General features: G+C 64.5%; 19 protein-coding genes. 17 read left to right on the top strand and 2 right to left on the bottom strand.

What is annotated here, in order from left to right; all coding sequences use genetic code 11:
* Positions 1-41: 41 nt before the first annotated feature.
* The 4 genes from CK215_RS08910 to CK215_RS08895 all read left to right on the top strand — a co-directional run bounded on the left by CK215_RS08910 (position 42) and on the right by CK215_RS08895 (position 5,986).
* Positions 42-1,070, top strand: a complete 1,029-nt coding sequence (locus tag CK215_RS08910; RefSeq protein ID WP_170950261.1) for an extracellular solute-binding protein — start codon at positions 42-44, stop codon at positions 1,068-1,070.
* A 65-nt stretch (positions 1,071-1,135) separates the two neighbouring features.
* Positions 1,136-2,332, top strand: coding sequence for a serine hydrolase (locus CK215_RS08905; RefSeq protein ID WP_095830725.1), 1,197 nt, complete (start codon positions 1,136-1,138; stop codon positions 2,330-2,332).
* A 30-nt stretch (positions 2,333-2,362) separates the two neighbouring features.
* A complete protein-coding gene (locus CK215_RS08900) occupies positions 2,363-3,541 on the top strand; it encodes a serine hydrolase (RefSeq protein ID WP_095830724.1) in 1,179 nt (392 codons plus the stop codon).
* 123 nt (positions 3,542-3,664) lie between these two features.
* Positions 3,665-5,986 carry a Tex family protein gene (locus CK215_RS08895; RefSeq protein WP_095830723.1) on the top strand — a complete coding sequence of 774 codons (2,322 nt, stop codon included), beginning with the start codon at positions 3,665-3,667 and terminating at the stop codon, positions 5,984-5,986.
* Here CK215_RS08895 and CK215_RS08890 read toward each other — a convergent pair whose 3' ends face one another.
* Complete coding sequence (locus CK215_RS08890) at positions 5,987-6,898, bottom strand: LysR family transcriptional regulator (RefSeq protein WP_095830722.1); 912 nt, start codon at positions 6,896-6,898, stop codon at positions 5,987-5,989.
* A gap of 106 nt (positions 6,899-7,004) precedes the next feature.
* Here CK215_RS08890 and CK215_RS08885 point away from each other — a divergent pair, with 106 nt between their 5' ends.
* The 11 genes from CK215_RS08885 (at position 7,005) to CK215_RS08835 (ending at position 22,218) form a co-directional block, all read left to right on the top strand.
* Entirely contained in the window at positions 7,005-8,195 is a 1,191-nt protein-coding gene (locus CK215_RS08885) for an acyl-CoA dehydrogenase (protein ID WP_095830855.1), read from the top strand.
* Between the two features lie 105 nt (positions 8,196-8,300).
* Positions 8,301-11,660 (top strand): transglutaminase family protein, encoded by a 3,360-nt coding sequence (locus tag CK215_RS08880; RefSeq protein ID WP_095830721.1) that lies wholly within the window; start codon positions 8,301-8,303, stop codon positions 11,658-11,660.
* A gap of 6 nt (positions 11,661-11,666) precedes the next feature.
* Positions 11,667-14,078: a circularly permuted type 2 ATP-grasp protein gene (locus CK215_RS08875; protein ID WP_095826671.1), complete on the top strand. Its 2,412-nt coding sequence runs from the start codon at positions 11,667-11,669 to the stop codon at positions 14,076-14,078.
* A complete protein-coding gene (locus CK215_RS08870; RefSeq protein ID WP_067326134.1) occupies positions 14,079-14,954 on the top strand; it encodes a transglutaminase family protein in 876 nt (291 codons plus the stop codon).
* A gap of 105 nt (positions 14,955-15,059) precedes the next feature.
* Positions 15,060-15,995: a glycosyltransferase family 2 protein gene (locus tag CK215_RS08865; protein WP_095830720.1), complete on the top strand. Its 936-nt coding sequence runs from the start codon at positions 15,060-15,062 to the stop codon at positions 15,993-15,995.
* Positions 15,995-16,867, top strand: coding sequence for a glycosyltransferase (locus tag CK215_RS08860; RefSeq protein ID WP_095826669.1), 873 nt, complete (start codon positions 15,995-15,997; stop codon positions 16,865-16,867). Before CK215_RS08865 ends, CK215_RS08860 begins: the two co-directional genes overlap by 1 nt.
* Positions 16,864-17,607 carry a hypothetical protein gene (locus CK215_RS08855; RefSeq protein ID WP_095830719.1) on the top strand — a complete coding sequence of 248 codons (744 nt, stop codon included), beginning with the start codon at positions 16,864-16,866 and terminating at the stop codon, positions 17,605-17,607. Before CK215_RS08860 ends, CK215_RS08855 begins: the two co-directional genes overlap by 4 nt.
* 75 nt (positions 17,608-17,682) lie before the next feature.
* Positions 17,683-18,774, top strand: a complete 1,092-nt coding sequence (locus CK215_RS08850; RefSeq protein ID WP_095830718.1) for a DNA topoisomerase IB — start codon at positions 17,683-17,685, stop codon at positions 18,772-18,774.
* 104 nt (positions 18,775-18,878) lie between these two features.
* Entirely contained in the window at positions 18,879-19,253 is a 375-nt protein-coding gene (locus tag CK215_RS08845; RefSeq protein ID WP_067002334.1) for a YciI family protein, read from the top strand.
* Entirely contained in the window at positions 19,250-20,524 is a 1,275-nt protein-coding gene (locus tag CK215_RS08840; RefSeq protein ID WP_095830717.1) for an RNA polymerase sigma factor, read from the top strand. The genes CK215_RS08845 and CK215_RS08840 overlap by 4 nt, the downstream gene beginning before the upstream one ends.
* Before the next feature lie 179 nt (positions 20,525-20,703).
* Entirely contained in the window at positions 20,704-22,218 is a 1,515-nt protein-coding gene (locus CK215_RS08835) for an aldehyde dehydrogenase family protein (RefSeq protein WP_095830716.1), read from the top strand.
* A 189-nt stretch (positions 22,219-22,407) separates the two neighbouring features.
* Here CK215_RS08835 and CK215_RS08830 read toward each other — a convergent pair whose 3' ends face one another.
* Entirely contained in the window at positions 22,408-23,274 is an 867-nt protein-coding gene (locus CK215_RS08830; protein ID WP_095800417.1) for a hypothetical protein, read from the bottom strand.
* Between the two features lie 326 nt (positions 23,275-23,600).
* On the opposite strand from CK215_RS08830, the gene CK215_RS08825 reads away from it, so the two are divergent.
* Positions 23,601-24,434 (top strand): GNAT family N-acetyltransferase, encoded by an 834-nt coding sequence (locus tag CK215_RS08825; protein WP_095830854.1) that lies wholly within the window; start codon positions 23,601-23,603, stop codon positions 24,432-24,434.
* A gap of 132 nt (positions 24,435-24,566) precedes the next feature.
* Complete coding sequence (locus tag CK215_RS08820; protein ID WP_067002323.1) at positions 24,567-25,337, top strand: SDR family oxidoreductase; 771 nt, start codon at positions 24,567-24,569, stop codon at positions 25,335-25,337.
* Positions 25,338-25,364: the final 27 nt, after the last annotated feature.

The following is a 25,364-nucleotide window of genomic DNA, read 5'->3' as shown; positions in this document are numbered from 1 at the left end:
GCTCCAACACAAAACAATGGGAAGGCAAGGAGAACATTAAAATGTCTGGAAAACTGATGGCGGCCGTTTCCGCGGCCGTGCTGTTATGGGCCGTTCCGGCGCTCGCCGACGGCGAATTGCATATCTACAACTGGGGCGACTACACCAACCCCAAGCTGATCGAGAAGTTCGAAAAGCAGTACAACGTCAAGGTGACGCTGGACGACTACGATTCCAACGAAACCATGCTGTCCAAGGTGCGCGCCGGCAATTCGGGCTACGACATCGTCGTGCCGTCCGACTACACCGTGAAGATCATGATCGAGGAGGGCCTGCTCGAAAAGACCGAGCCCAACGCGATGCCGAACGGCAAGAACATCGATCCGCGCTTCCTCGAAATCTACTGGGACTCCGGACGCCATTACACCGCGCCGTGGCAATTCGGCACGACGGCGTTCTCCGTCAATACGGATAAGTTCAAGGGCGACATCAACACGCTGGCCATCCTGTTCAACCCGCCGGACGAACTGAAGGGCCAGATCAACGTGCTCGACGACGTCAACACCGTCATGCACGCGGCCGAGCGCTATGCCGGCGTGCCGCGCTGCGGCGCAGACAAGGCCAGCCTGAAAAAGATCAACGATATACTGATGGCCGCCAAGCCGTCATGGAAGACGTTCAGCTACGACACGATCACCAAGATCACTTCCGGCGACGTGATCGTGACAGAACAGTGGAATGGTGCGGCTTACCGCTCGCGTCAGAAGATCCCGGCGATCAAATATGCCTATCCGAAGGAAGGCATCGAGGGCTGGATGGACAATGTCGCCGTGCTGAAGGGCGCCAAGAACCTGGAGAACGCCAAGCTCTTCCAGGATTTCGTCATGGCGCCTGAGAACGCGGCGCTGATCTCCGAGTATGCCGGTTACGACAACGGCATCGCCGGCAGCCACAAATTTCTGCCGGCAGAGTTCGCCAACTCGCCGGAAATCAGCCCGCCGGCCGGCTCGCCGACGCCGGAATTCGTGCCGCCGTGCCCGCCAGATGTGGTGGAGATCTACAACAAGATCTGGACCAACCTGCGCAAGTAACTGAGCGGGAACGCATGAAGGGAGGGGAGGCTCCGGCCTCCCTTTCTTATGTGCAGGGAGGATTGATGGCATCTTACCGCAACTCCGATCCGCGGCCGCCGATCATGCAGGGCTCGCCGCCGGCCATGGCTCTGCCGAAGCTCGACTGGGATCGGCCACCGTGGAACCGCTGGGCCTTCCAGCACGTGCGTGAGTTTTTGCCGACCGTCGAGGTCTGGCGCGGCCAAGGTCATCGCCGTCGGCTCGATCGCGCCGACGTCGATCTCGACGACCTGGCCGTGGCGGATAGCGAGGGCCGTCCGACAACGCTCGCGGGCCTGCTCGATGAGACCTACACGGACGGTTTGCTGGTGTTGAAGGACGGCAGGGTCGCCTATGAGCGCTACTTCAACGGCATGGACGAACGCACGCTGCATCTGTCGCAGTCGATGGCAAAGTCGGTCACCGGATCGGTGTTCGGCATCCTGGTCGGGCGCGGCCTGATCGACCCGGCCAGGCTGGTGACGGATTATCTTCCGGAGCTCGGCGAGACCGCCTGGACCGGGGCCACCGTGCAGCAAGTGCTCGACATGACGACCGGCGTGCGCTTCTCGGAAGAGTACACGGATCGCTATTCCGAGATCGGCCAGGTCGATGTCGCCACCGGCTGGAAGCCGATACCGCCGGGCAGCGATCCTGATTTCCGGTGGCCCGCGCATCTGTTCGAGCTGATCCTGCGGCTGAAGGACAAGGTGCGCGAACATGGCGAGGCCTTCGAGTACCGCTCGATCGAGACCGATGTGCTTGCCTTCATCATGGAGCGGGTGAGCGGCAAGCGCCTGGCGCAGCTGGTCTCGGAGGAACTCTGGCAAAAGCTCGGCGCCGACGAGAGCGCCTGTTTCACCGTCGACAGCGCCGGCTATGCGCTGGCCGATGGCGGCTTCAACGCGACGCTGCGCGATTATGGCCGCTTCGGCCAGTTGATCCTCGACAATGGCGGCGGGGTCATCCCTGCCGAGTGGATCGAGGCGACGCGCAGCGGCAAGCACGGACCGGACTTCAGCCCGAGCCTTCCGGACGGCAGCTACCGCAACCAGTTCTGGATCGAGGATCCACGCTCTCGCGCACTGATGTGCAAGGGCGTGTTCGGCCAGATGATCCATATCAGCTGGGAGCACAGGATGGTCGTCGTGAAGCTTTCGACCTATCCGGATTTCCTCAACGCCGCCTATTCGGTGGCGACGCTTAAGGCCGTGCACGCCATAGCCGCCGCGCTAGGCTGAAAGTCAGAGATAGACGACCGGGAGACAATCGTGACCGGCAACACCGCGTTCGAGACCAGATACGGCTTTGCCCGCAAGGATGTGCGGCTCGACAATTGGCGGCTGAGGCCGTTCAGCCAATGGTCGTTCCAGAATGTCGGCGAACTGGTGCCGAGCGTCCACGTTGCCGCCGCGCCCGGCGGCGAGGAAGAGGTGAAATCGCTCGGCGCGCTGCTCGAGGAGAAAGTCACCTTGGCTGGCGGCGCCGAAACAGTCGAAGCATTCCTGAAGCGCTCCGACACTGACGGACTGACGATCCTGAAGGGCGGCAGGCTGGCCGGCGATTGGTCGGCGCCGCATATGGCGTTCGGTCAGCGCCACATCATCTTTTCGATCAGCAAGTCGGTGACGGCGATCCTCGCCGGCATCCTGCAAGGCGAGGGGGTGTTCGACCCGGAAGCGCCGGTGACAGAATACATCCCCGAAGCCAAGGGCTCGGCCTATGGCGATGCGAGCGTGCGCAATGTGCTCGACATGACGGTCAGCCTCGACTTCGAGGAGGCCTATCTCGATCCGGAAAGCGCCTTCGCCCGCTATCGCCGCGCGACACTGTGGAATCCGGGCGGCGGCTCGGAAAGCCTCGCTGCTTTTCTGTTGACGTTGCCGCGCCTCGCCGAGCCGCATGGGCAGACCTACCGTTATCGCTCACCCAATTCGGATATGCTGGGCATCCTGGTGGAGCGGGCATCCAGCAAACGTGTCAGCGACTTGCTCAGCGAGAAACTGTGGCTGCCGCTGGGCGCCGCGAGCGAGATGTCAGTGACGGTCGACATGGAAGGCACCGCGCGTACCGCCGGCGGCATGTCGATGACGCCGCGCGACCTTGCCCGTATCGGCGAAATGATGCGGCAGGGCGGCGCGGCCAATGGCCGCCGCATCGTGCCGGAGGCCTGGGTGCGCGACACGGTTGCCAGCGGCGGCAGCCATGAAGCCTGGCGGCGCGGTACGATGGTGTTCCTCTTCCCCAAGGGCCGCTACCGCAACAAATGGTACCAGATGGGCACGCCAAGCGGCGCCTTCTGCGGCATCGGCATTCACGGACAGTGGATCTACGTCAACCCGAGCGACGAGGTGGTCATCGCCAAGATGTCGTCGCAGCCGGAACCGGTCGACGATCAGCTTGATCTCGATGTCGTCGCCTTCTTCGAGGCCCTGAGCCGGATGGTTTGAGCCGTTCGGCTGGTCGTTCCTCGCAGCTCTTTCCTGTGGAGCTTTCCTGTCGGGTGGAGACAGCGCGGTTGGCGCAGCCGTCGTCCCGGCCTATTGTCGCCGCTCTTTTCGGCAGGAACCAGCATGGCATCGGACATCAAGCGCATCGCAGCAATCATCGCGGCCGAGATCGGCTCGCGGCCGGAGCAGGCGGCAGCCGCAATCGGGCTGCTGGACGAGGGCGCAACGGTGCCTTTCGTGGCGCGCTACCGCAAGGAGGTCACCGGCGGCCTCGACGACACGCAGTTGCGCGACCTTTCCGAGCGGCTTGCCTATCTGCGCGAGCTGGATGCGCGCCGCGACACCATCCTCGGTTCGATCCGTGAGCAGGGCAAGCTGACCGAGGACCTCGAGGCAAAAATCGCGGCGGCGACCACCAAGGCCGAGCTCGAAGACATCTACCTGCCATACAAGCCGAAGCGCCGCACCAAGGCCGAGATCGCCAGGGAACGTGGACTGGTGCCGCTGGCCGAGGCGATCCTCGCCGACCGTTCGGCGGTGCCTGCCGAACTCGCGCTAGCCTATCTCACAGAGGAGGTTCCCGACGCCAAGGCGGCGCTCGAAGGCGCGCGCGACATCCTGTCCGAACAGTTCGCCGAGAATGCCGAGCTGGTCGGCAGGCTGCGCGCCTATATGAAGGAGCGCGCCTTCCTGCGCGCCAGGGTCGTCGACGGCAAGCAGGAGGCGGGCGCGAAATTCTCCGACTATTTCGATCATGTCGAGCGCTGGGCGAACGTGCCCAGCCATCGCGCCTTGGCCATGCTGCGTGGCCGCAACGAAGAGGTGCTGTCGCTCGACATCGAAGTCGATGCCGACGATCAATCGCAGGTGAGACCGGTCGAGCGGATGATCGCCAACGCCTATGCGATTGGTAGCACCCTGCCGGGCAACCGCTGGCTGATGGAGGTCGCCGGCTGGACCTGGCGGATAAAACTATCACTCCATCTGACGCTTGATTTGATGCGCGACCTGCGCGAGCGGGCCGAGGACGAGGCCATCCATGTCTTTGCCCGCAACCTCAAGGACCTGCTGCTCGCCGCGCCCGCAGGCTCGCGGCCCACGATGGGTCTCGATCCCGGCATCCGTACCGGCGTCAAGGTGGCGGTGGTCGACCGTACCGGCAAGCTGGTGGCGACGACCACCGTCTATCCGTTTCCGCCAAAGAACGATGTGCGCGGCACGCAGGCGGAACTTGCCAGGCTCATTCGCTTCCACAAGGTGGAGCTGATCTCGATCGGCAACGGCACCGGCAGCCGCGAGACCGAGAAGCTGGTGGCCGACATGCTCGCCAGCCTGCCGTCCGACGGCGGGCCGAAGCCGATCAAGGTGATCGTCAGCGAAGCCGGCGCGTCGGTCTATTCAGCTTCGGCGACGGCGGCCGCCGAGTTTCCCGACCTCGACGTGTCGCTGCGCGGCGCGGTGTCGATCGCCAGACGCCTGCAGGACCCGCTCGCCGAGCTGGTCAAGATCGAGCCGAAGTCGATCGGCGTCGGCCAGTATCAGCACGATGTCGACCAGTACCGGCTCGGCCGCTCGCTGGAGGCGGTGGTGGAGGATGCGGTCAATGCCGTCGGCGTCGACCTCAACACGGCATCGGCGCCGCTCTTGGCGCGCGTGTCGGGACTGGGGCCATCGCTTGCCGAAGCGATCGTCGCGCATCGCGACGTCGGCGGTCCGTTCGCTACGCGCCGCGATCTGCTGAACGTGGCGCGGCTTGGACCGCGCGCGTTCGAGCAGTGCGCAGGCTTCCTGCGCATCCTGAACGGCTCCGAGCCGCTCGACGCTTCATCCGTGCATCCGGAAGCCTATGGCGTGGCAAAGAAGATCGTCGCCGCCTGCGGCCGCGACGTGCGCGCGCTGATGGGCGACAGTGCCGCGCTCAAGGCACTCGACCCTTGTGTCTTCGTCGACGAGCGCTTCGGCCTGCCGACGGTACGCGACATCCTCGCGGAACTGGAAAAGCCCGGACGCGACCCGCGGCCGGGCTTCAAGACGGCGACCTTTGCCGAAGGCGTCGACGACATCAAGGACCTGAAGCCCGGCATGCTGCTCGAAGGCACGGTCACCAATGTCGCCGCCTTCGGCGCCTTCGTGGACATCGGCGTGCACCAGGACGGGCTGGTGCATGTCTCGCAGCTGGCCGACCGCTTCATCAAGGACGCGCATGAGGTGGTAAAGGCCGGCGATGTCGTGAAAGTTCGAGTGGTCGATGTCGACATCAAGCGCAATCGCATCGGCCTCTCGATGCGCAAGGATGGCGGCCAGGGTGGGGCGCCTCGGGTCGGCCAGCGCGACAGCGGCGGCGGCAAGCCCGTACCGCGCTCGCCGGCGCCGCAGCGCCAGCCTGAAAAGCCGTCACAGGGTGCGTTCGGCGCGGCGCTCGCCGAGGCGATGAAGCGGAAATAGCTACCACGCCAGAACAGCCGGCTCCTTCTCAACCTGGCCCCGCAGCCAGTCGCGAAAGCTGGCAACCGGCGGATGGCCGCGCTTGGCGTGCGGCACGACGAGATAATAGGCACTGCGGCTCTGCATCGGCTTGCCCGGCGCCGGCACCAACTGGCCACGCTGCAATTCTCCGGCGATCAGGATCTGCGGCAGCAGCGCCACGCCGAGCCCCGCCATGCAGGCCTGCGCGACCGTACCGAACTGCTCGAACTGCATGCCGGGGCCGGTCGGCGCGTCGAGCTCCTGATGCTCGAACCATTCGCTCCAGGCGTCGGGACGCGTTGCCATGTGCAGCAACGGCAGGCGGCCGATATCGGCCGGCGTCGCGACCTTCCGCTGCGCCAGGAATTCGGGCGCGGCGACCGGCATCACGGTCTCGCGCATCAAAAGCGTGCAATCAGCGTCCGGCCAATCAGGCATGCCGTGGTGGATTGCGGCGTCGAGCCGCTCGCGCGCGAAGTCGAAGCGGCCAATGCGCGTGGCGAAATTGATTGTGATGTCCGGATGACGGGCGACGAAATCCGGAATGAGCGGCATCAGCCAGCGCGTGCCGAAGGTCGGCAGGATGGCAAGGTTGAGAACACCGCTATGCCGATTGCTCATCAATCCAAGCGCTGCATCGCGCAACTGCGCGAGTGCTGAGCGCACCGCGCCGGCGTAGATTTCGCCCGCCGTGGACAGCCTGACATTGCGGCTGTCGCGTTCGAAAAGCCGGCGCCCGAACTGCTCTTCCAGCAGATTGATCTGCCGGCTGACGGCACCTTGCGTGAGATCGAGCTCGCGGGCCGCGGCGGTGAAGGAGCTGAGACGCGCCACCGCCTCGAAGGCGGCAAGCGCGCTGATGTTTGGCAAGAGGCGGCGCTGGACGTTCATGATCTATTACTATCGCTCATTGATGCTTGATGCAATTTCGTTTGATTTTTTCCAGATGGAGGCGGATAAGCCGGGCCATCCAAGATTTTACCGGGAGACCCACCTCATGGCCGCCGAGAAGAACGCCTTCGTCTGGAACGATCCCTTCCTGATCGAGGACCAGCTCTCCGAAGACGAGCGGATGGTGCGCGACGGCGCAGCGGCGTTCGCCGCCGACAAGCTGGCGCCCCGCATCGAGGAAGCTTATGCCGATGAGAAAACCGATCCCTCGATCTTCCGCGAGATGGGCGAGGCGGGCCTGCTCGGCATTACCATTCCGGAGGAATATGGCGGGCTCGGCGCCAACTACGTCACCTACGGGCTGGTGGCGCGCGAAGTCGAACGCATCGATTCCGGCTATCGCTCGATGATGAGCGTGCAGTCGTCGCTGGTCATGTATCCGATCCATGCCTACGGCTCGGAAGAGCAGCGCAAGAGGTACCTGCCGAAGCTCGCCTCCGGCGAATGGATCGGCTGCTTCGGCCTCACCGAGCCGGATGCCGGCTCCGATCCGGGCGGCATGAAGACACGGGCCGAGAAGACGGCGAACGGCTACAGGCTTTCCGGTTCCAAGATGTGGATTTCCAACGCGCCGATCGCCGACGTCTTCGTCGTCTGGGCAAAGTCGGCCGCGCATGACAACCAGATCCGCGGCTTCGTGCTGGAAAAGGGCCTGAAGGGGCTGTCGGCGCCGAAGATCGGCGGCAAGCTTTCGCTGCGAGCCTCAATCACCGGCGAGGTTGTGATGGAAGGCGTCGAGGTCGGCGAGGAGGCGCTGCTGCCCAATGTCTCGGGCCTGAAGGGACCCTTCGGCTGTCTCAACCGCGCGCGCTACGGCATCTCGTGGGGCGCCATGGGCGCGGCCGAGGATTGCTGGCACCGCGCGCGGCAGTACGGCCTCGACCGCAAGCAGTTCGGCAAGCCGCTCGCCGGCACGCAGCTCTTCCAGAAGAAGCTCGCCGACATGCAGACCGAGATCGCGCTCGGCCTGCAGGGTTCGCTGCGCGTCGGCCGGCTGATGGACGAAGGCAAGATGGCGCCGGAGATGATTTCGATCGTCAAGCGCAACAATTGCGGGAAGGCGCTCGACATCGCCCGCCAGGCTCGCGACATGCATGGCGGCAACGGCATCCAGATCGGCTATCACGTGATGCGTCATGCCCAGAACCTGGAGACGGTCAATACCTATGAGGGCACGCATGACGTGCATGCGCTGATACTGGGTAGGGCGCAGACGGGGCTTCAGGCGTTTTTCTAAGCCGGCAACGCTGCTTAAATTAGGTGCAGCGCAACATCTCTGCTTGGAGAATGCCCAGCACTTATGTCAGGGTTCGGCGATTGAAACGCCGTTCCCCGGGGCACCATGGCAATTCTGGCAGCCGTCCACCACCTGACCCATTACAAATACGACCGGCCGGTCGTTCTCGGCCCTCAGGTGATCAGGCTGCAGCCGGCGCCGCATTCACGCACCAAGGTGCTCAGCCATTCGCTGAAGGTCGAGCCGAAGAACCATTTCGTCAACCTGCAGCAGGACCCGTACGGCAACTTCCTCGCCCGCTTCGTCTTCCCGGAGCCGGTGACGGAATTGAAGATCCAGGTCGATCTCGTCGCCGATATGACGGTCTATAATCCATTCGATTTTTTCGTCGAGGAATCGGCCGAGAATTTCCCGTTCGAGTACCCGGAAGAGATCAGGCAAGACCTCGCCATATACCGCACGCCCGAGCCGGCCGGCCCGTTGCTGTCGGCCTTCCTGAAAACCATCGACCGCAGTCCGACAAACACGGTCAACTTCCTGGTCGGCCTCAACGCGCGGCTGCAGCGCGAAATCGCCTATATCGTGCGCATGGAGACCGGCGTCTATTCGCCGGAGGAGACGCTGGCCGCCGGCAAAGGCTCGTGCCGAGATTCGAGCTGGCTGCTGGTGCAGATCCTGCGCAACCTCGGCATCGCAGCGCGTTTTGTCTCCGGTTACCTGATCCAGTTGAAGCCGGACCTCGTCTCGTTGGACGGACCGCCTGGAACTTCGGTCGATTTCACCGACCTGCACGCCTGGTGCGAAGTCTATATTCCGGGCGCCGGCTGGATCGGCTTCGACCCGACTTCCGGTTTGCTCACCGGCGAAAGCCATGTGCCGCTGGCGGCGACGCCGCATTTCCGCAATGCCGCGCCGATCTCCGGCATGGCGAGCTTCGCCAATGTCGATTTCGACTTCGACATGCGCGTCGATCGCATCGCCGAGCACCCGCGCATCACCAAGCCGTTCTCGGATGAAAGCTGGGAGGCGCTCGACGCCTTGGGCAACAAGGTCGACGCGGTTTTGCAGGAACAGGATGTGCGGCTCACCATGGGCGGCGAGCCGACCTTCGTGTCGATCGATGATTTCGAGGCTGCCGAATGGAATACGGCTGCCGTCGGGCCGACCAAGCGCGACAAGGCGGATCAGCTGATCCGCCGGCTGCGCGAGCGCTTCGCGCCGGGCGGTTTCCTCCACTACGGTCAAGGCAAGTGGTATCCGGGCGAGGGCCTGCCGCGTTGGACCTTCTCGCTCTTTTGGCGCACCGATGGCGAGCCGGTCTGGCGCGACCCGTCGCTGATCGCGCGCGAAACGAGCACCGTCTCTGTCGGGCCTGAGCAGGCCGCAAGCTTGCTCACGGCGATCGCCGCCGAGCTCGGCATCGACAAGGCGATGGTCGGCGAGGCCTATGAGGATCCGGCCGAATGGCTGCTCAAGGAAGGCAAACTGCCGGATAATGTCGACCCGTCCAACTCGAAGCTGGAGGATCCGGAAGAGCGCAGCCGCATGGCACGTGTGTTCGAGCGCGGCCTGACCAAGCCGTCAGGCTATGTGCTGCCGGTGCAGCGCTGGAACAGCCAGGCCGCCGGGCAGCGCTGGCGTTCGGAAAAGTGGAAGACGCGGCGCGGCCGGCTGTTCCTGGTGCCGGGCGATTCCCCGGTCGGTTATCGGCTGCCGCTCGGCGCGCTGCCTTACGTGCCGCCGGCGCAGTTCCCCTATATCGTGCCGGTCGATCCGTCGCTGCCGCGCGCTACGCTGCCGGCGCGCGACGCTATCTTGCCGGAACCTGCCCCGGCAGAACTTGAGGGCCCCGACGAAATGGCGCGCCGCCAGCTGGCAGTGTCCTTCACCGCGGCGACGGGCCAGCAGGACCGCGTCGAGCAGGAGATCACCGAGATCGGCGGTGCGGTGCGCACGGCGCTCACCGTCGAGCCGCGTGACGGGCGGCTCTGCGTGTTCATGCCGCCGGTCGAGGCGCTTGAGGACTATCTTGAGCTGGTGGCGGCGGCCGAGAACGCGGCCAAGGCGATCGGCCTGCCGGTGCATATCGAGGGTTATGGGCCGCCGCACGACCCGCGCCTCAACGTCATCCGCGTGGCGCCCGATCCCGGCGTCATCGAGGTAAACATCCACCCGGCCGCCGACTGGCGGGAATGCGTCGCGACGACCGCGGCGATCTATGAGGAAGCCAGGCAGTCGCGGCTCGGCACCGACAAGTTCATGATCGACGGCCGTCACACCGGCACGGGCGGCGGCAATCATGTCGTTGTCGGCGGCGCGACGCCCAACGATAGTCCGTTCCTGCGCCGGCCGGACCTGTTGAAGAGCCTGGTGCTGCAATGGCAGCGGCACCCATCGCTTTCCTATCTGTTTTCCGGCCTGTTCATCGGCCCCACCAGCCAGGCGCCGCGCATCGACGAGGCACGGCATGATTCCCTCTATGAACTCGAGATCGCGCTCGCCCAGGTGCCGCATCCCGACAAGGGCGAGGCGCCGTTGCCGTGGCTGGTCGACCGGCTGTTCCGCAATCTCTTGACCGACGTGACCGGCAACACGCACCGTTCGGAAATCTGCATCGACAAATTGTTCTCGCCGGACGGTCCGACGGGACGGCTCGGTTTGGTCGAGTTCCGCGGCTTCGAAATGCCACCCAATGCCCGGATGTCGCTCGCCCAGCAATTGCTGGTCCGCGCTATCATCGCGCGGGCTTGGAAGAACCCGCTCGACGGCCGCTTCGCGCGCTGGGGCACGTCGCTGCATGACCGTTTCATGCTGCCGCATTATGTCTGGGCGGATTTCCTCGACGTGCTGGAAGATCTGAAGCTCAACGGCTTCGACTTCCGCCCGGAATGGTTCGCAGCCCAACTCGAATTTCGCTTCCCGTTCTGCGGCGAGGTGCAGCATGGCGGCGTCAAGCTGGAGCTCAGGCAGGCGCTCGAGCCCTGGCATGTGATGGGCGAGCAGGGCGCGATCGGCGGCACGGTCCGCTTCGTCGATTCGTCCATCGAGCGGCTGCAGGTGAGGACGCAAGGCCTCAATCCGGAGCGTCACGCGGTCGTCTGCAACGGCCGCATCGTACCGATGAAGGCGACCGACAGCAGAGAGGTCGCGGTGGCAGGCGTGCGCTTCAAGGCCTGGCAGCCGGCCTCCGGCCTGCATCCGGCCCTTCCGGTCAACACGCCGTTGGTGTTCGACATCTACGACCGCTGGTCGGGCCGCTCGTTGGGAGGCTGCGTCTATCATGTCGCGCATCCGGGCGGCCGCAACTACGACACCTTCCCGGTCAATGGCAACGAGGCGGAGGCGCGGCGGCTGGCCCGCTTCGAGCCGCGCGGCCATACGCCGGGTGCCTATGTGCTGCGTGAAGAACAAGGTTCTGAAGAGTTTCCCATGACCCTTGACCTCAGGCGACCGGCGAGATTCTGATCGAGCATGGCCAAGGGGAATCAGAAACGGGCGGGCGGCAGGCCGCGGGCGCAGAGCCTGTTGGAGCATTACCGGCCGATCGAAGGCGTCGTCGACGAGATGGTCGACGCGTCGGGCAATCCGCGCCCGGCCTGGCAGTCCTTCATCGGAGCGCTGGACGATCTGGGGGCTGAGGCGCTCGGACAGCGCTTTGCCCGCGCCGACCAATATCTGCGCGATGCCGGCGTCTACTACCGCGTCTACGACAAAGCCGGCGCCAACGAGCGCGAATGGCCGCTGGCGCATGTCCCGCTGCTGATCGACGAAAAGGAATGGGCCGAGATCAGTGCCGGCCTCGTCCAGCGCGCCGACCTGTTCGAGACGATACTGGCCGACATTTACGGGTCGAACCGGCTGATCGAGAAGGGAATCCTGCCGGCGGGGCTGATCGCGGCGAGCCCGGAATATCTGCGCCCGGTGGTCGGCGTCCGTCCGGCCAGCGGCCATTTCCTGCACATGGTCGCCTTCGAGCTCGGCCGCGGCCCCGACGGCCGCTGGTGGGTTCTGGGCGACCGCACGCAAGCGCCGTCGGGCGCCGGCTTTGCGCTGGAGAACCGCGTTGCCACCACGCGCGCCTTGTCTGACATCTATGGCGAGCTGCATGTGCATCGCCTGGCCGGCTTCTTCCGCCGCTTCCGTGATGCGCTGAACGGCATGGCGAAGGATTCCGGCGGCCGCGTCGCCATCCTGACGCCCGGACCGCTCAACGAGACCTATTACGAGCACGCCTATATCGCGCGTTATCTTGGCATTATGCTGCTCGAAGGCGAGGACCTGACGGTGTCCAGCGGCCGGCTGATGGTGCGCACGGTTTCGGGCCTGATGCCGATCGGCGTTTTGTGGCGGCGGCTCGATGCCGCTTTCGCCGATCCGCTGGAGCTCAAACCGGACTCGCAGATCGGCACGCCGGGGCTGGTCGAGGCGATCCGGCGCGGCACCGTCTCGGCCGTCAACGGGCTCGGTTCCGGCTTGGCGGAAACGCGGGCGCTGCTTTCTTTCCTGCCGCGGATCGCGCGGGAATTGCATGGCGAGGAACTCAAGCTGCCGAACATTGCGACCTGGTGGTGCGGACAGCAGGCCGAACGCGACCATGTGCTGGCCAATATCGACCGCATGGTGGTTGGCCCGGCGCTGTCGACACGGCTTGCCTTCGAGGACGATGGCGCGACCAGGCTCGGTTCGGCGCTTTCGGCCGGCGAGCGGGCGGAGCTTATCGCGCGGATCGAAGCCGACGGGGTTGGCTTCGTCGGCCAGGAGGCGGTCACGCTCTCGACTACGCCGGTCTTTGCCGGCGGCCGCTTGGAGCCGCGGCCCGCCAGCCTGCGCGTCTACCTGGCGCGAACACACGAAGGCTGGACGGTGATGCCCGGCGGCTTTGCACGCGTCGGCTTCTCGCTCGACCCGACCGCGATGGCCATGCAGCGCGGCGGTCAGGCTGCGGATGTCTGGGTAGTCAGCGACAGGCCTGTCGAGCGGGAGACGCTGCTGCCGCAGGAGAGCGACGGCTTCACCCGCACCATGCCCGGCAGCCTGCCGAGCCGCGCCGCGGAAAACCTGACCTGGCTCGGCCGCTATATCGAGCGCTCGGAAGACACGGTGCGGGTGCTGCGCGCTTATCACGTCAGGCTGGCGGAGACATCCGATCCCGAGATGCCGCTGCTCGCCGACATCAGAGACTATCTCGAACCGTTCGGCATCGAGGTCGAAACCGCGATCCCGCTTGGATTGATCGGCACATTGGACAGCGCGGTCTACAGTGCCGGCCAGATCCGCGACCGCTTCTCGCCGGATGGCTGGCTGGCGCTGAAGGATCTGTCGAAGACCATCCACAAATTCGCTGAGACGGTCGCGCCGGGCGACGACGCGACGCGGGCGATGACCGTGATGCTGCGAAAGCTTGCGGGCTTCTCGGGGCTGCTGCACGAGAACATGTACCGCTTCACCGGTTGGCGCTTCCTGGAGATCGGCCGCCGACTGGAACGTGGCATCCAGATCGCGCGCACGCTAGCCAGGCTGACAAAGGCAGACGCGCCCGACGGCGCACTCGACATGATGCTGGAGATCGGCGACAGCGTCATGACCCACCGCCGGCAATATCCGGTTCAGTCAGGCCGGCGCACGGTTATAGACCTCTTGGCGCTCGATCCGCTCAACCCGCGCTCGATCCTGTTCCAGCTCGAGCGGCTCAAGGCCGAGATCGGCATGCTGCCTTCCGTCGGCGGCGAGGGACATATGTCGCCCGCGGCGAAAGAAATCCTGCAGCTCAACACGGCGCTCGCCGTGATGGAGCCTCAGGACATGACCGCGAAGGTGCTGGACGATCTCGCCATTCAGATCGGCGATCTCTACAACAGTCTCGCCAAGGCCTATTTCGGATAAATGCTCTACGACATCAGGCTTCATCTTCATTACGGCTATGCGGCCGCAGCCGGCGGCGGCAGGCACCAGGTGCGCGTGCTGCCGCAGACGATCGCCGGCGTGCAGCGGGTTATCGCCGCCTCGCTGTCGTTCCAGCCGAATCCGGCCGAGCGCGCGGATTTTTCCGATTTCTTCGGCAACAACGTCACTGCGATCGCCGTTCGCGACGCGCATGAGGAGCTCCACGTCAGGATGAGCGCCCGTGTGTCGGTGTCGCGGCCGGAAGCCGGCCTCGACGTCTCTCCCGACATTCACGGCTTGAGGGCGGAACTCGACGCGGTGCGTTCGCTGTCCCCCGACGCGCCGCATCACTTCCTCGCCGCCAGCGACCACGCCAGCATCGATCCGGTAATCACGGATTATGCGCGGGAAAGCCTCGCCGGTTCGGCGATCGCCACGGCGGTCGATCTCTGCAATCGGATCCACCGCGATTTCACCTATGACGGCAAGGCAACTACCGTGCAGACGCGCGCCAGCGATGCCTTTGCGCTTCAGCGTGGGGTTTGCCAGGATTTCTCGCACATCATGATCGCCGGGCTGCGCGGGCTTGGCATCCCCGCCGGTTATGTCAGCGGCTTCCTGCGCACGATCCCGCCCAAGGGTAAGCCGAGGCTCGAAGGCGCCGACGCCATGCATGCCTGGGTCAAGGCCTGGTGCGGGCGCGATGCCGGCTGGCAGGAATTCGATCCGACCAACGGCATGCGGGCGAGCAACGACCATATCACGGTGGGATACGGCCGCGACTATTCCGACGTGGCGCCGATTGTCGGCGTCCTGAAAACCACCGGCGAGCAGATCGGCGAGCAGGCGGTCGACGTCATCCCGGTCGCTGCCTGAAGGCGCACGATCGGTGATGCGGCTGCTTCTCAAATCGCGATCCCGCCGCTATCTTGCCGCCGGACCGTGGACCGGCCTGCCGGGCACTTGCGCGGAGTTCAATTGTTGACATCGGTCAGCATCATCATTCCAGCACACAATGCGTCGGCAACCGTTGCAGACACGTTGGCAACCTTGCGCTCGGAAGCCGAGGTCATCGGCGAAGTGATACTGGTCGACGATTCCTCGACGGACAACACGGCGGCCGTGGCCGCGGACGCAGCCTCGCGGCTGGCGCTGCCGTTCCGGGTCATCCGGTCCAATTGTCGGGACGCGGGCGGCTCCCGCAATCTTGCGCTGGCCGAGGCGCGCTTCCCCTGGATTTACATGATCGACGCCGACGATCTGCATATCGAGGGTGGGTTGCGGACGCTGCTGTCCAAGACCAGGACCAAGCCAGGCGCCGACATGGTGGTCGGCGCTTACCGCCGGCGGACCGATGGCCGGGACCGACAGTTCAAAACGCCGGCCGGCTACATGGCTGCCGGGCTCGCCAATGCCTCCGCCTATGTGGAAGGCAGGATACGGTCGATTGCCGTCGGCAGCGCGCTGGTGTCGCGGCATACGGTCGGCGACACGCGCTTCCCGACCGGGCTTGCCTACGATGAGGACACGTTGTTCTGGGCGCGGGTTATGAGCAAGGCATCGCTCGCGGTCGCGACACAACCGATCATGATCTACTTCGTATCGTCGGACCGTTCGGATGACCGCTTCGCGATAAAGCCTGCGCGACGCTTCCTCGAATGGCGCCTGGCGCTGCGCGAACTCGCCGACTGCGGCATTGCGAAATCGTCGTTGAAAGCGAGGGAAGGGCTTGTGGCGCTCAAGATCGCTCGCGTTCACTACGCCCGCGGCGATCTCGAAACGGCGGCAAGATTCCTGGCGGTTGCCGAAGCCGCGCCCAAGGTTTCGACCGATATCTGGCGTTGCATGCGTTATCGGCTCAAGATCGCGGCGCGGCGCCGGTTCCCGGCTCATCGCGTCCAGTTGCAAAGTGCCTGATGGCCGACGGGCCGGAACTTGCAGTCGTGGTAATAGGTTTTCGGGCTCCGACCGATCTGGTCGCGGCGGTCAGGTCGGTGCTCGGCCAGAACATCCCGCTCGAGGTGGTGGTCGTGAATTCCGGCGGCGGGAATGCCCAGGCGCTTCTGGCCAATGCCGGACTCGACGTGCCAGTCATCGAGTGCGAAGAAAGGCTCTTTGCCGGGGCCGCGAGAAATCGCGGCATAGCGGCGACGAAAGCTCCTTTCATCGCCTTTCTCGCGGATGATTGCCTGGCATGCCCGCGATGGGCAGAGGTCCGGCTGCGCCATCACCGGGAAGGCGTCGCGGCCGTGGCAAGCGCCATCGCCAACAGTCATCCGCGCAATCTGGTCGCGTGCGCGGCCCATCTCGTTACCTATATGCGGCGCCTGCCAGGTCTTCCCGCTCATAAGGCACTTCGCTACGGTGTTTCTTTCGACCGAAAATTGTTCGATCGGTATGGGCTATTCGACGAACAAATGGCGACGGGAGAAGACACGGAATTCCTGGAAAGACTGCCGAAGGCGATAGCGCCGCTATGGGAGCCGGCGGTGCTTACCGTCCATCGCAACGAGACACGGCTGATCCGAGTGATTGTCGACCAGTATCTGCGCGGATACCGATATGGGACCTACCTCAAATCCGTTGGGCACCGAAAGCCATTGCGGATTTTCAAAGGGGTGTTTCGGGACCGGCGCAATGTCGGCAAGTTCGCAAAAGAAGGCCTGGCCGAAGAGGATAGACGTTTCGCGATGTTATCGCTGCCGATCGTATGGGCGGCATTGTTCGCAAAATCGCTGGGGGCAGCCGTCGGCGTAACGCATGGCGATAGGACAGGCACGCGGCCATGATCACCATGGAGATGAAGCAGCCGCGCCGGCGGCGCGGTCGATGGCTTGGGTCGCGGCAAAGGATCGTCGCCATTTTCAGCTATCGCTACGATGCGCATCTGGTGCCAGACCTCCTCGCCAATCTCGATGCAATCGTCGATGGGTGGATCGCCTATGACGATCGGGCGGCGGATGCGGTCTTCAGCAATGAACCGCAGAGGCGGCGCGCGCTTGTTGCCGCGGCCTATGAGGCGGGTGCCGATTGGCTTTTGGCGATCGATCCGGACGAAAGGCTGGAAGATGCCGTGGCCAGCCGGATCGGCCAACTGACCAGCGGGTCGAGGCGCAATGCCTGGGGATTTCGCCTAAGGGAGATGTATACGCCGGCAAGCTATCGCATCGACGGCGTCTGGGGCCAAAAGATGCAGCACAGGCTTTTCCCCGCCTATCACCCGGATCTGAGCCGGTCGCAAGGGCTGCATGACGCCTGGTTCCCCGAACATCTGCGCTTCAAACTTCGGGACAGCGGCCTTAACCTTTATCATTTGAAGATGATCGAGCCGAAACGGCGCGCGGCACGTCGCGACCTCTACAATCATCTCGATCCGGAGCAACGTTTGCAGCAGATCGGCTACGACTATCTGACGGACGAGTCGGGAGCGGTTCTGGAAGCGATACCGGCCGGGCGAGACTACTTTCCCACCCATGTCGACGACGGCAGGCTTTGGATGGCTGAGGTGTCCGCCGACCGGCGGAGCTGAAGGACGCTCTCTGGGGACCGGCGGAACCAGCCGCTGTCGCGCGGCTTATCTACGGACCAGTTCCGTGGAGTTACCATGCTGCAACGAGCACAATCGTCCTTCGGCCGCCTGGCGGGTGGTCTGGAAATACAAGGGAACGGCGCGCAGAGTTCCGCCGAGCGCGCCGCGCTCAGCTATGTCAGCGATGCCGATCCGGGCATCCGGCGCCTGAGAAAAGGCAAGGGATTTTCCTATGTCGGCCCGAACGGGAGTGCGGTCACCGCGGCGACGCTCGACCGTATCAAGGCGATCGTCATTCCGCCGGCGTGGACGGATGTATGGATCTCGCCCGACCCGAACGGCCATATCCAGGCGACCGGCCGGGATCAGCGCGGACGCAAGCAGTACCGCTATCATCCGCAGTGGACCGAGGAACGGGACGGCGTCAAATACTCCAGCCTCGTTGCTTTCGCGGAAAGCCTGCCCTCCTTGAGGCGCCAGGTCGATGCCGACCTGCGCCGTCATGGACTTCCGCTGGAGCGCGTTGTCGCCTCTGTCGTCTGGCTGCTCGACAACACCATGATCCGTGTCGGCAATGCCGCCTATGCCCGCGACAACAAGAGTTTCGGCCTGACCACGCTGCGCGACCGCCATGTCGAAATCACCGGTTCCAGCCTGCGCTTCTCCTTCATGGGAAAGTCCGGCAAGGAATGGAAGCTGAAGCTCGTCGACCGACGCATTGCCAAGATCGTGCGCGGCGCGCAGGACCTGCCTGGCCAGAAGCTGTTTCAGTATCTGGACGACGAGGGGACCCGCCGGCCGCTGCGGTCGGAGGACGTCAATCGCTATATTCGCGAGGCATCTGGCCCGGAGTTCAGCTCCAAGCATTTTCGCACCTGGGGCGGCACCATCCATGCGGCATCCCTGTTCGCGCAGGCGGAGTTGCCCGAGAGCATCACCCAGAAAAACCGCGTGATGAACAGTATCGTCGACAAGGTCGCCGAACGACTCGGCAACACGCGAGCCGTCTGCCGCCGGTGCTATATCCACCCGCTCGTCTTCGAGGCGTGGGCCGAAGGGAAGCTGCTCGGCGAAATGGCCGAAGCCAACAAACGAAAGCGCCTTATACCGGGCCTCGACGAGGAGGAGACGCTGGTGCTCAGATGGCTGCAGGCACGCGAAGCCTGACCACAGGAGGATAGCGTAAACCCTCGATAGCCCTACAACTTTTTGTCGACCTTGTGTCGGGAAGGGTCCTACTGTTGCGTCCTTTGATACGGAAAGGACGCACCATGCTCTATGCCATTCTCTGCTACGCCTCCGAAGACGTGGTCTGCTCCTGGAGCAAGGAACAGGACGAGGAGGTCATGGCAAAGCTCCTCAACGTACAGGACAAATACGCCAGGGCAGGCCGGCTGGGGCCGGTGGCGCGCCTGCTGCCGACCACAGCCGCGACGACGCTTCGCAAGGTCAAGGGCGAATCGGTGGTGCTCGACGGCCCGTTCGCCGAGACCAAGGAGCAGTTCCTCGGCTTCTACACGCTCGAATGCAATCACCTGGACGAAGCCGTCGAGTTCGCCCGCGAACTCTCCGAGGTCAATCCGAGCGGTGGTTCCTACGAGATCAGGCCGATCTCGGTCTTCAATCCGACAAAGGTTCCCGCATGACCGAACTTGCCTGGATCAGCAACGCGATCAGCACCGCCCGTCCGCAGGCGATGGGCGCGCTGCTGCGCTATTTCCGCGACCTCGACGCCGCGGAAGAAGCTTTCCAGGATGCGTGCCTGAGGGCGCTGAAGAACTGGCCGAAAAACGGGCCGCCGCGCGATCCGGCGGCCTGGCTGATCTTCGTCGGCCGCAACAGCGGCATCGACGCGGTGCGCAAGCGCGCCAAGCAAGCGCCGATGCCGGAAGAGGATCAGATCTCCGATCTCGAGGATGCCGAAGGCGATATGGCCGAGCGGCTCGACGGCGCGCATTATCGCGACGACATCCTGCGGCTCCTGTTCATCTGCTGCCATCCCGATCTGCCGGCGACGCAGCAGATCGCGGTCGCGCTGCGCATCGTCTCCGGCCTGACGGTCAAGCAGATCGCGCGCGCCTTTCTCGTCGGCGAGAGCGCCATGGAGCAGCGCATCACCCGCGCCAAGGCGCGCATCGCCGATGCCGGCGTGCCGTTCGAGACCCCAGGCGCGGTCGAGCGTTCCGAGCGCTTGGCGGCGGTCGCGGCCATGATCTATCTGATCTTCAACGAGGGCTATTCGACCAATGGCGGCGAGGCGCCGGCCCGCGCGCCGCTTTGCGAGGAGGCGATCCGGCTCGCCCGGCTGCTGCTCAGGCTGTTTCAGCAGGAACCGGAGATCATGGGGCTGACGGCGCTGCTGCTTCTCCAGCATGCGCGCGCGCCGGCGCGCTTCGACGCGCATGGCGAAATCGTGCTGCTCGAGGATCAGGACCGGTCGCTCTGGAGCCGCAAGATGATCGACGAGGGCCTGGCGCTGGTCGACAAGGCGCTGCGTCATCGCAAGCCTGGCTCATACCAGGTGCAAGCGGCGATCGCGGCATTGCATGCGCGGGCGGCAACACCCGAGGATACGGACTGGACCGAGATCGACCTGCTCTACGGCTTGCTCGAGCAGATGCAGCCGTCGCCGGTAGTGACGCTGAACCGCGCTGTCGCGGTAAGCAAGGTGCGCGGCCCCGAAGCGGCGCTGGCAATGATCGAGCCGCTGGAAGATCGGCTGGCAGGCTATTTCCACTTCTTCGGCCTGAAGGGCGGCCTGCTGATGCAGCTTGGCCGCAGCGAGGAGGCGCGCGTGGCCTTCGACCGCGCGATCGCTTTAGCCAATACCGCCGCCGAAGCCGCTCATATCCGCATGCATATCGACCGGCTGATCAAGGAAAGCACCGAGACGTCGCAGGCCAAGAAGGCGCGCTGATCCCACTTTCACTGCTGGCCCAATTTTGCGCGCCGGGGACCATCCCGGGGTGGCGGTTTTTCCCTGAAACGAGTAATGCCACGCCATGAAAGCGCCGTCGTGCCTCAGGGCGCCGACAAGACGTGGCGCAAGGCTTCGACGCTCGCCATATCCAAGGCGAGATCTGAAAAGGAACAAACATGACGATTGCGAAGGAAACGGCCTCACTTCTGGAGAAACTTGGCGTCGCCAAGGATACGCTTTCCGGCGGCGACCTCATCGTGCGCAGCCCGGTGACGGGCGAGCAGATCGCGGCACTGAAGTCGATCTCGGCGGTCGATGCCGGCAAGGCTATCGATGCCGCGCACAAGGCCTTCCACGCCTGGCGGCTGGTGCCGGGGCCGAAGCGGGGCGAGCTGGTGCGCCTGCTCGGCGAGGAGTTGCGTGCTCACAAGGCGGAGCTCGGCCGGCTGGTGTCGATCGAGGTCGGCAAGATCCCGTCCGAGGGTCTCGGTGAAGTGCAGGAGATGATCGACATCTGCGATTTCGCAGTCGGTCTTTCGCGCCAGCTCTACGGCCTGACCATCGCCACCGAGCGCCCTGGACACCGCATGATGGAAACCTGGCATCCGCTCGGCGTCGTCGGCGTGATCTCGGCCTTCAACTTCCCCGTCGCGGTGTGGTCGTGGAACGCGGCACTTGCACTCGTGTGCGGTGACGCGGTGGTGTGGAAGCCGTCGGAAAAGACGCCGCTGACGGCGCTTGCCTGCGAGGCGATCTTCGAGCGCGCCGCTAGGCGATTCGGCGCCGATGCGCCGGAAGGCCTGCTCCAGGTGCTGATCGGCGACCGCGCCGTCGGCGAGGTGCTGGTCGACCATCCGAAGGTGCCGCTGGTCTCGGCCACGGGCTCGACCCGCATGGGCCGCGAGGTCGGTCCGCGGCTGGCCAAGCGTTTTGCACGCGCGGTGCTCGAGCTCGGCGGCAACAATGCCGGCATCGTCTGCCCGAGCGCCGATCTCGACATGGCGCTGCGCGCCATTGCGTTCGGCGCCATGGGCACCGCCGGCCAGCGCTGCACGACGCTTAGGCGTTTGTTCGTGCACGAGAGCGTCTATGACGCGCTGCTGCCGCGCCTGAAGAAGGCCTATCAGAGCGTTTCGGTCGGCAATCCGCTGGAGACCTCGGCGCTGGTCGGTCCACTGATCGACAAGGCCGCCTTCGACAATATGCAGAAGGCATTGAAAGAAGCGGAAGCGCATGGCGGCAAGGTGACCGGCGGCACGCGGTTCGAGAACGGCCATCCCGAGGCCTACTATGTGCATCCGGCGCTCGTCGAAATGCCGAAGCAGGTTTCGCCGGTGACGGAAGAGACCTTCGCGCCGATCCTCTATGTGATGAAATATGCCGATTTCGACGAGGCGCTCGACCTGCACAATGCGGTCGGCGCCGGCCTGTCGTCCTCGATCTTCACACGCGACCTGCAGGAATCGGAGCGCTTTCTCGGCGTCGACGGTTCGGACTGCGGCATCGCCAATGTCAATATCGGCACGTCGGGCGCCGAGATCGGCGGCGCATTCGGCGGCGAGAAGGAAACCGGCGGCGGCCGCGAGAGCGGCTCGGACGCCTGGAAGGCCTATATGCGGCGCGCCACCAACACGGTGAACTTCTCCAAGGCCCTGCCCTTGGCGCAAGGCGTGTCGTTCGACATCGACTGAGGACATAGAGCGGTTCACCGTTCCACGGAAACGGCAAGCCGCCCTATCTCTTTGATTTGACAATTCCGGACGGGAGACCGTTTCACACTTTCCTGGAATTGCTCTGAGCGCCGCGTCATGGTCGAAGCGGCTCAACGGCGCGTCTCTTTGCGCGCCGTCACGGCAAGCTCGGAGCAGGCGCCGCGGCGCTCAGCCTTCGCTCGCGCCGGAAAAACTCGCCTCGAAGGCTGCGTCGACGATGGCGAGCTTGGCTGCCTGGACGGCCATGTATTCGTCGAAGAACTGCCGCGACACCCACATGACGGAATGTCCGCGCTGGCCGACCCAGCCGATGCTGCCGAGCGCCTCGGCGTCGCGGAGCTTGCGCGCCAGATGCGTGCGCGACAGCTTCAGCCAATGCGCAAATTCGCTGATCGAGATGACGCCGGTCGGAATCTTCTCGAGGCTGGCGTCCTCCGGATCGATACCCGACATCAGCCAGTCCATGACGATGCCGCCGTTGTTGAGCCAGATGAACAACGAGAAGGTTTGCTGGGGTTCCCGCACCGGAATGGATGCGAGCAATCCGTCGCAGATCAATGGCTGCAGCTTGGCCAGCATATCGGGGTGTCCGAGGAAAGTCGTCAGCCGGGCTCCGCCATCGATGCGGTCGAGCGTTCGCAAATGGGCATGGATCCAGCCGGTAAAGGTCTCGATGGTGGCCGCGGTCACCCGCAACGGATGAGCCCGGCCATCGCCACGCGACGAAATATATTCGGCGACGTTGTAACGGAGCATTTCCTTGACGAACGCTTCGGCGGTGTTGCGGCTGGCAACTGAATTGCGGCGCACGACCTCGATGAAACGCGCTACGGTCATTTCGGTGCGACGGTCATCGGGGTCGCGCCTGAAATGCAGCGCAAGTCCGACATGGCCGAGCAGCCAGCGCTGCTGAGTGGCAAAAACGGCGGCAAGGCGCGGGCTGGTTTCGTAGATATGGATGAGCGCGCGCGACTGCTCCTTGACACCGCGCAGAGCTGCCGGATGACTGGCGATTTCTTCGGCGCTCAAGGGCATTTCCTGCGGCACTCCATTCGATTCCAAGCAACGACGAAAGAAGATTCCCCGCCTTCGACGGTCGTGTCCAGTTGCCCATTGGAACAACGGCTGATGTTTCGGGCGTGTTCTTGCTAACCCTTTGCATCGATTCGAAAAACCCGGATAGTAATCCGCTCGACGGTCTAGCGTTCAATGGGCGGCCTCTTCGCCGAATCGGCGAAGGAGCATCGACGGTTGGGCTTCGTGGCGTGGACAGGTCGGCAACGTCCAAAACCGGTCTTTGCAACCTGCTGGCGGCGACCTATCCTGGCGACTTAAAATCCGTTGCCGCGCCGAGTGAAGCCATGCCGAGAACGATCCGGACGCTGACCGCCAGCGAGGTGGAAACGCTCGTCGAGTGGGCGGCGAGGGAGGGATGGAATCCGGGCATCGACGATGCCGCCGCGCTCAGGGCTGCCGATCCTGAAGGGTTCATCGGCGCCTTCGTCACCGGCGAGATGGTGGCCGGCATCTCGGCCGTCGCCTATGGCGCGGAGTTCGGTTTCATCGGCCTCTATATCTGCCGGCCCGATCGGCGCGGTGAAGGCCATGGCAAGGCGGTCTGGGATGCCGGCATGGCTCGGCTCGGCGACCGCATTGTCGGCCTCGACGGCGTAGCCGAGCAGCGCGCCAACTACCAACACAAAGGCTTCGTGCCGGCTTATGAGACCGTCCGCTTCAGCGGTCGTCCGGCCCGACTGACCGGGGGTCGGGAAATCCGGTCCGTTGCCGCCGCCGAGACAGCCGAGATCCTGGCCTATGACCGCCAGTGCTTCCCGGCGCCTCGGGAGGCCTTCCTGCGGGAATGGCTGCGGCCGCCCCGGATCGCGATGATGTCCACTGGCTCGACCGGCCTTGCCGGCTACGGCGTGGCGCGCCGATGCCGCGAAGGTTTCAAGATCGGTCCGCTGTTCGCGGACGACATGGAGACAGCCCTGGCTTTGATGGCGGAACTGACGGGAAGGACGGCAGGCGAGGCGCTGCATATCGACGTGCCGGCCACCCAGATCGGCTTCACCGCCGTGCTTCAGGCTGTCGGCATGGTCCCCGGATTCACGACGACCCGCATGTATCGGGGCGGCAAACCAGGCAATGTGCCGTCGAAGGTTTTCGGCATCACGACGCTGGAGCTGGGGTGATCGCGAAGCGAATGGCTTCGGTGCTGTGATCATCGTTTGTCCGGCGTGGCGCATGCGAGATGTCTCTCCGACGTGGTTCGGATGCCGGACTGTGTCTCGCCGCAACGCTCATCGCACAGCGGAGGTTATCGAATGGCTGGAAGAACCGTCCTGATCGCGGGCGGCGCCGGGGGAATGGGTCTTGCGACGGGGCTGCGCCTGGCGGCTGACGACGAGCGGATCGTGCTCGCCGACCTTCCCGGCGCGAAACTCGACGAGGCCGTGTCAAAGATTGCTGCGACCGGTGCGAACGCGATCGGTCTGCCGCTCGACGTCCGTTCCGTCGCCGCCTGCCGGGAGGTTGTGGACAAGGCGCGCGAGTGGGGAGGCGGCCTGGACATTCTCGTCAACGCCGCCGGCGTCTGGCTCGAGGGAGCGGCAAGCGAGGTCCGCGAAGAGCAATGGGACCTGGTGCTGGATGTCAATCTCAAAGGCGCCTTCTTCCTGATCTCGGCCGCCATTCCGCACCTGTCGGCGGCGCAGGGCGTTATCATCAATATCGCCTCCGACGCGGGCATCGTCGGCAACAGCGGCGCGGCGGTCTATTGCGCCTCCAAAGGCGGGCTGGTGCTGCTGACCAAGGCTCTCGCCCTGGAGCTTGCGCCGCACGGCATTAGGGTCAACGCCGTCTGTCCTGGCGACACGGCGACGCCGATGATCGAGTATCAGGCAAGGACCTATGGCGGAGATGACCCGGACGGCTACAAGCGCCGGCTCCTTGGGCACTACCCGCAAGGGGAAAGAGCACGGTTCATCGGCGTGGAAGAGATCGCCTCCTTCATCCATTATCTTTGCCAGCCCGGCGCGGCGCCGATCACCGGGGCCGCGCTTTCGATCGATTTTGGCATCAGCGCCGGATACTGACTCGCGGCATTGGCGTCATCGCCTTGG

The organism is Mesorhizobium sp. WSM3864 (genome assembly GCF_002294955.1).
Classification (GTDB): Bacteria; Pseudomonadota; Alphaproteobacteria; order Rhizobiales; family Rhizobiaceae; genus Mesorhizobium.
The sequence above is the reverse complement of the archived record's forward strand: the minus strand, read 5'-3'. Positions and strand labels throughout refer to the sequence as shown.

Coding starts and splice junctions, on each gene's coding strand:
- CK215_RS08870 (WP_067326134.1), top strand. CDS start 14,079: ATGCTCTACGACATCAGGCTTCATCTTCATTACGGCTATGCGGCCGCA.
- CK215_RS08885 (WP_095830855.1), top strand. CDS start 7,005: ATGGCCGCCGAGAAGAACGCCTTCGTCTGGAACGATCCCTTCCTGATC.
- CK215_RS08820 (WP_067002323.1), top strand. CDS start 24,567: ATGGCTGGAAGAACCGTCCTGATCGCGGGCGGCGCCGGGGGAATGGGT.
- CK215_RS08895 (WP_095830723.1), top strand. CDS start 3,665: ATGGCATCGGACATCAAGCGCATCGCAGCAATCATCGCGGCCGAGATC.
- CK215_RS08835 (WP_095830716.1), top strand. CDS start 20,704: ATGACGATTGCGAAGGAAACGGCCTCACTTCTGGAGAAACTTGGCGTC.
- CK215_RS08875 (WP_095826671.1), top strand. CDS start 11,667: ATGGCCAAGGGGAATCAGAAACGGGCGGGCGGCAGGCCGCGGGCGCAG.
- CK215_RS08905 (WP_095830725.1), top strand. CDS start 1,136: ATGGCATCTTACCGCAACTCCGATCCGCGGCCGCCGATCATGCAGGGC.
- CK215_RS08910 (WP_170950261.1), top strand. CDS start 42: ATGTCTGGAAAACTGATGGCGGCCGTTTCCGCGGCCGTGCTGTTATGG.
- CK215_RS08850 (WP_095830718.1), top strand. CDS start 17,683: ATGCTGCAACGAGCACAATCGTCCTTCGGCCGCCTGGCGGGTGGTCTG.
- CK215_RS08825 (WP_095830854.1), top strand. CDS start 23,601: ATGCCGAGAACGATCCGGACGCTGACCGCCAGCGAGGTGGAAACGCTC.
- CK215_RS08860 (WP_095826669.1), top strand. CDS start 15,995: ATGGCCGACGGGCCGGAACTTGCAGTCGTGGTAATAGGTTTTCGGGCT.
- CK215_RS08890 (WP_095830722.1), bottom strand. CDS start 6,898: ATGAACGTCCAGCGCCGCCTCTTGCCAAACATCAGCGCGCTTGCCGCC.
- CK215_RS08840 (WP_095830717.1), top strand. CDS start 19,250: ATGACCGAACTTGCCTGGATCAGCAACGCGATCAGCACCGCCCGTCCG.
- CK215_RS08855 (WP_095830719.1), top strand. CDS start 16,864: ATGATCACCATGGAGATGAAGCAGCCGCGCCGGCGGCGCGGTCGATGG.
- CK215_RS08880 (WP_095830721.1), top strand. CDS start 8,301: ATGGCAATTCTGGCAGCCGTCCACCACCTGACCCATTACAAATACGAC.
- CK215_RS08845 (WP_067002334.1), top strand. CDS start 18,879: ATGCTCTATGCCATTCTCTGCTACGCCTCCGAAGACGTGGTCTGCTCC.
- CK215_RS08830 (WP_095800417.1), bottom strand. CDS start 23,274: ATGCCCTTGAGCGCCGAAGAAATCGCCAGTCATCCGGCAGCTCTGCGC.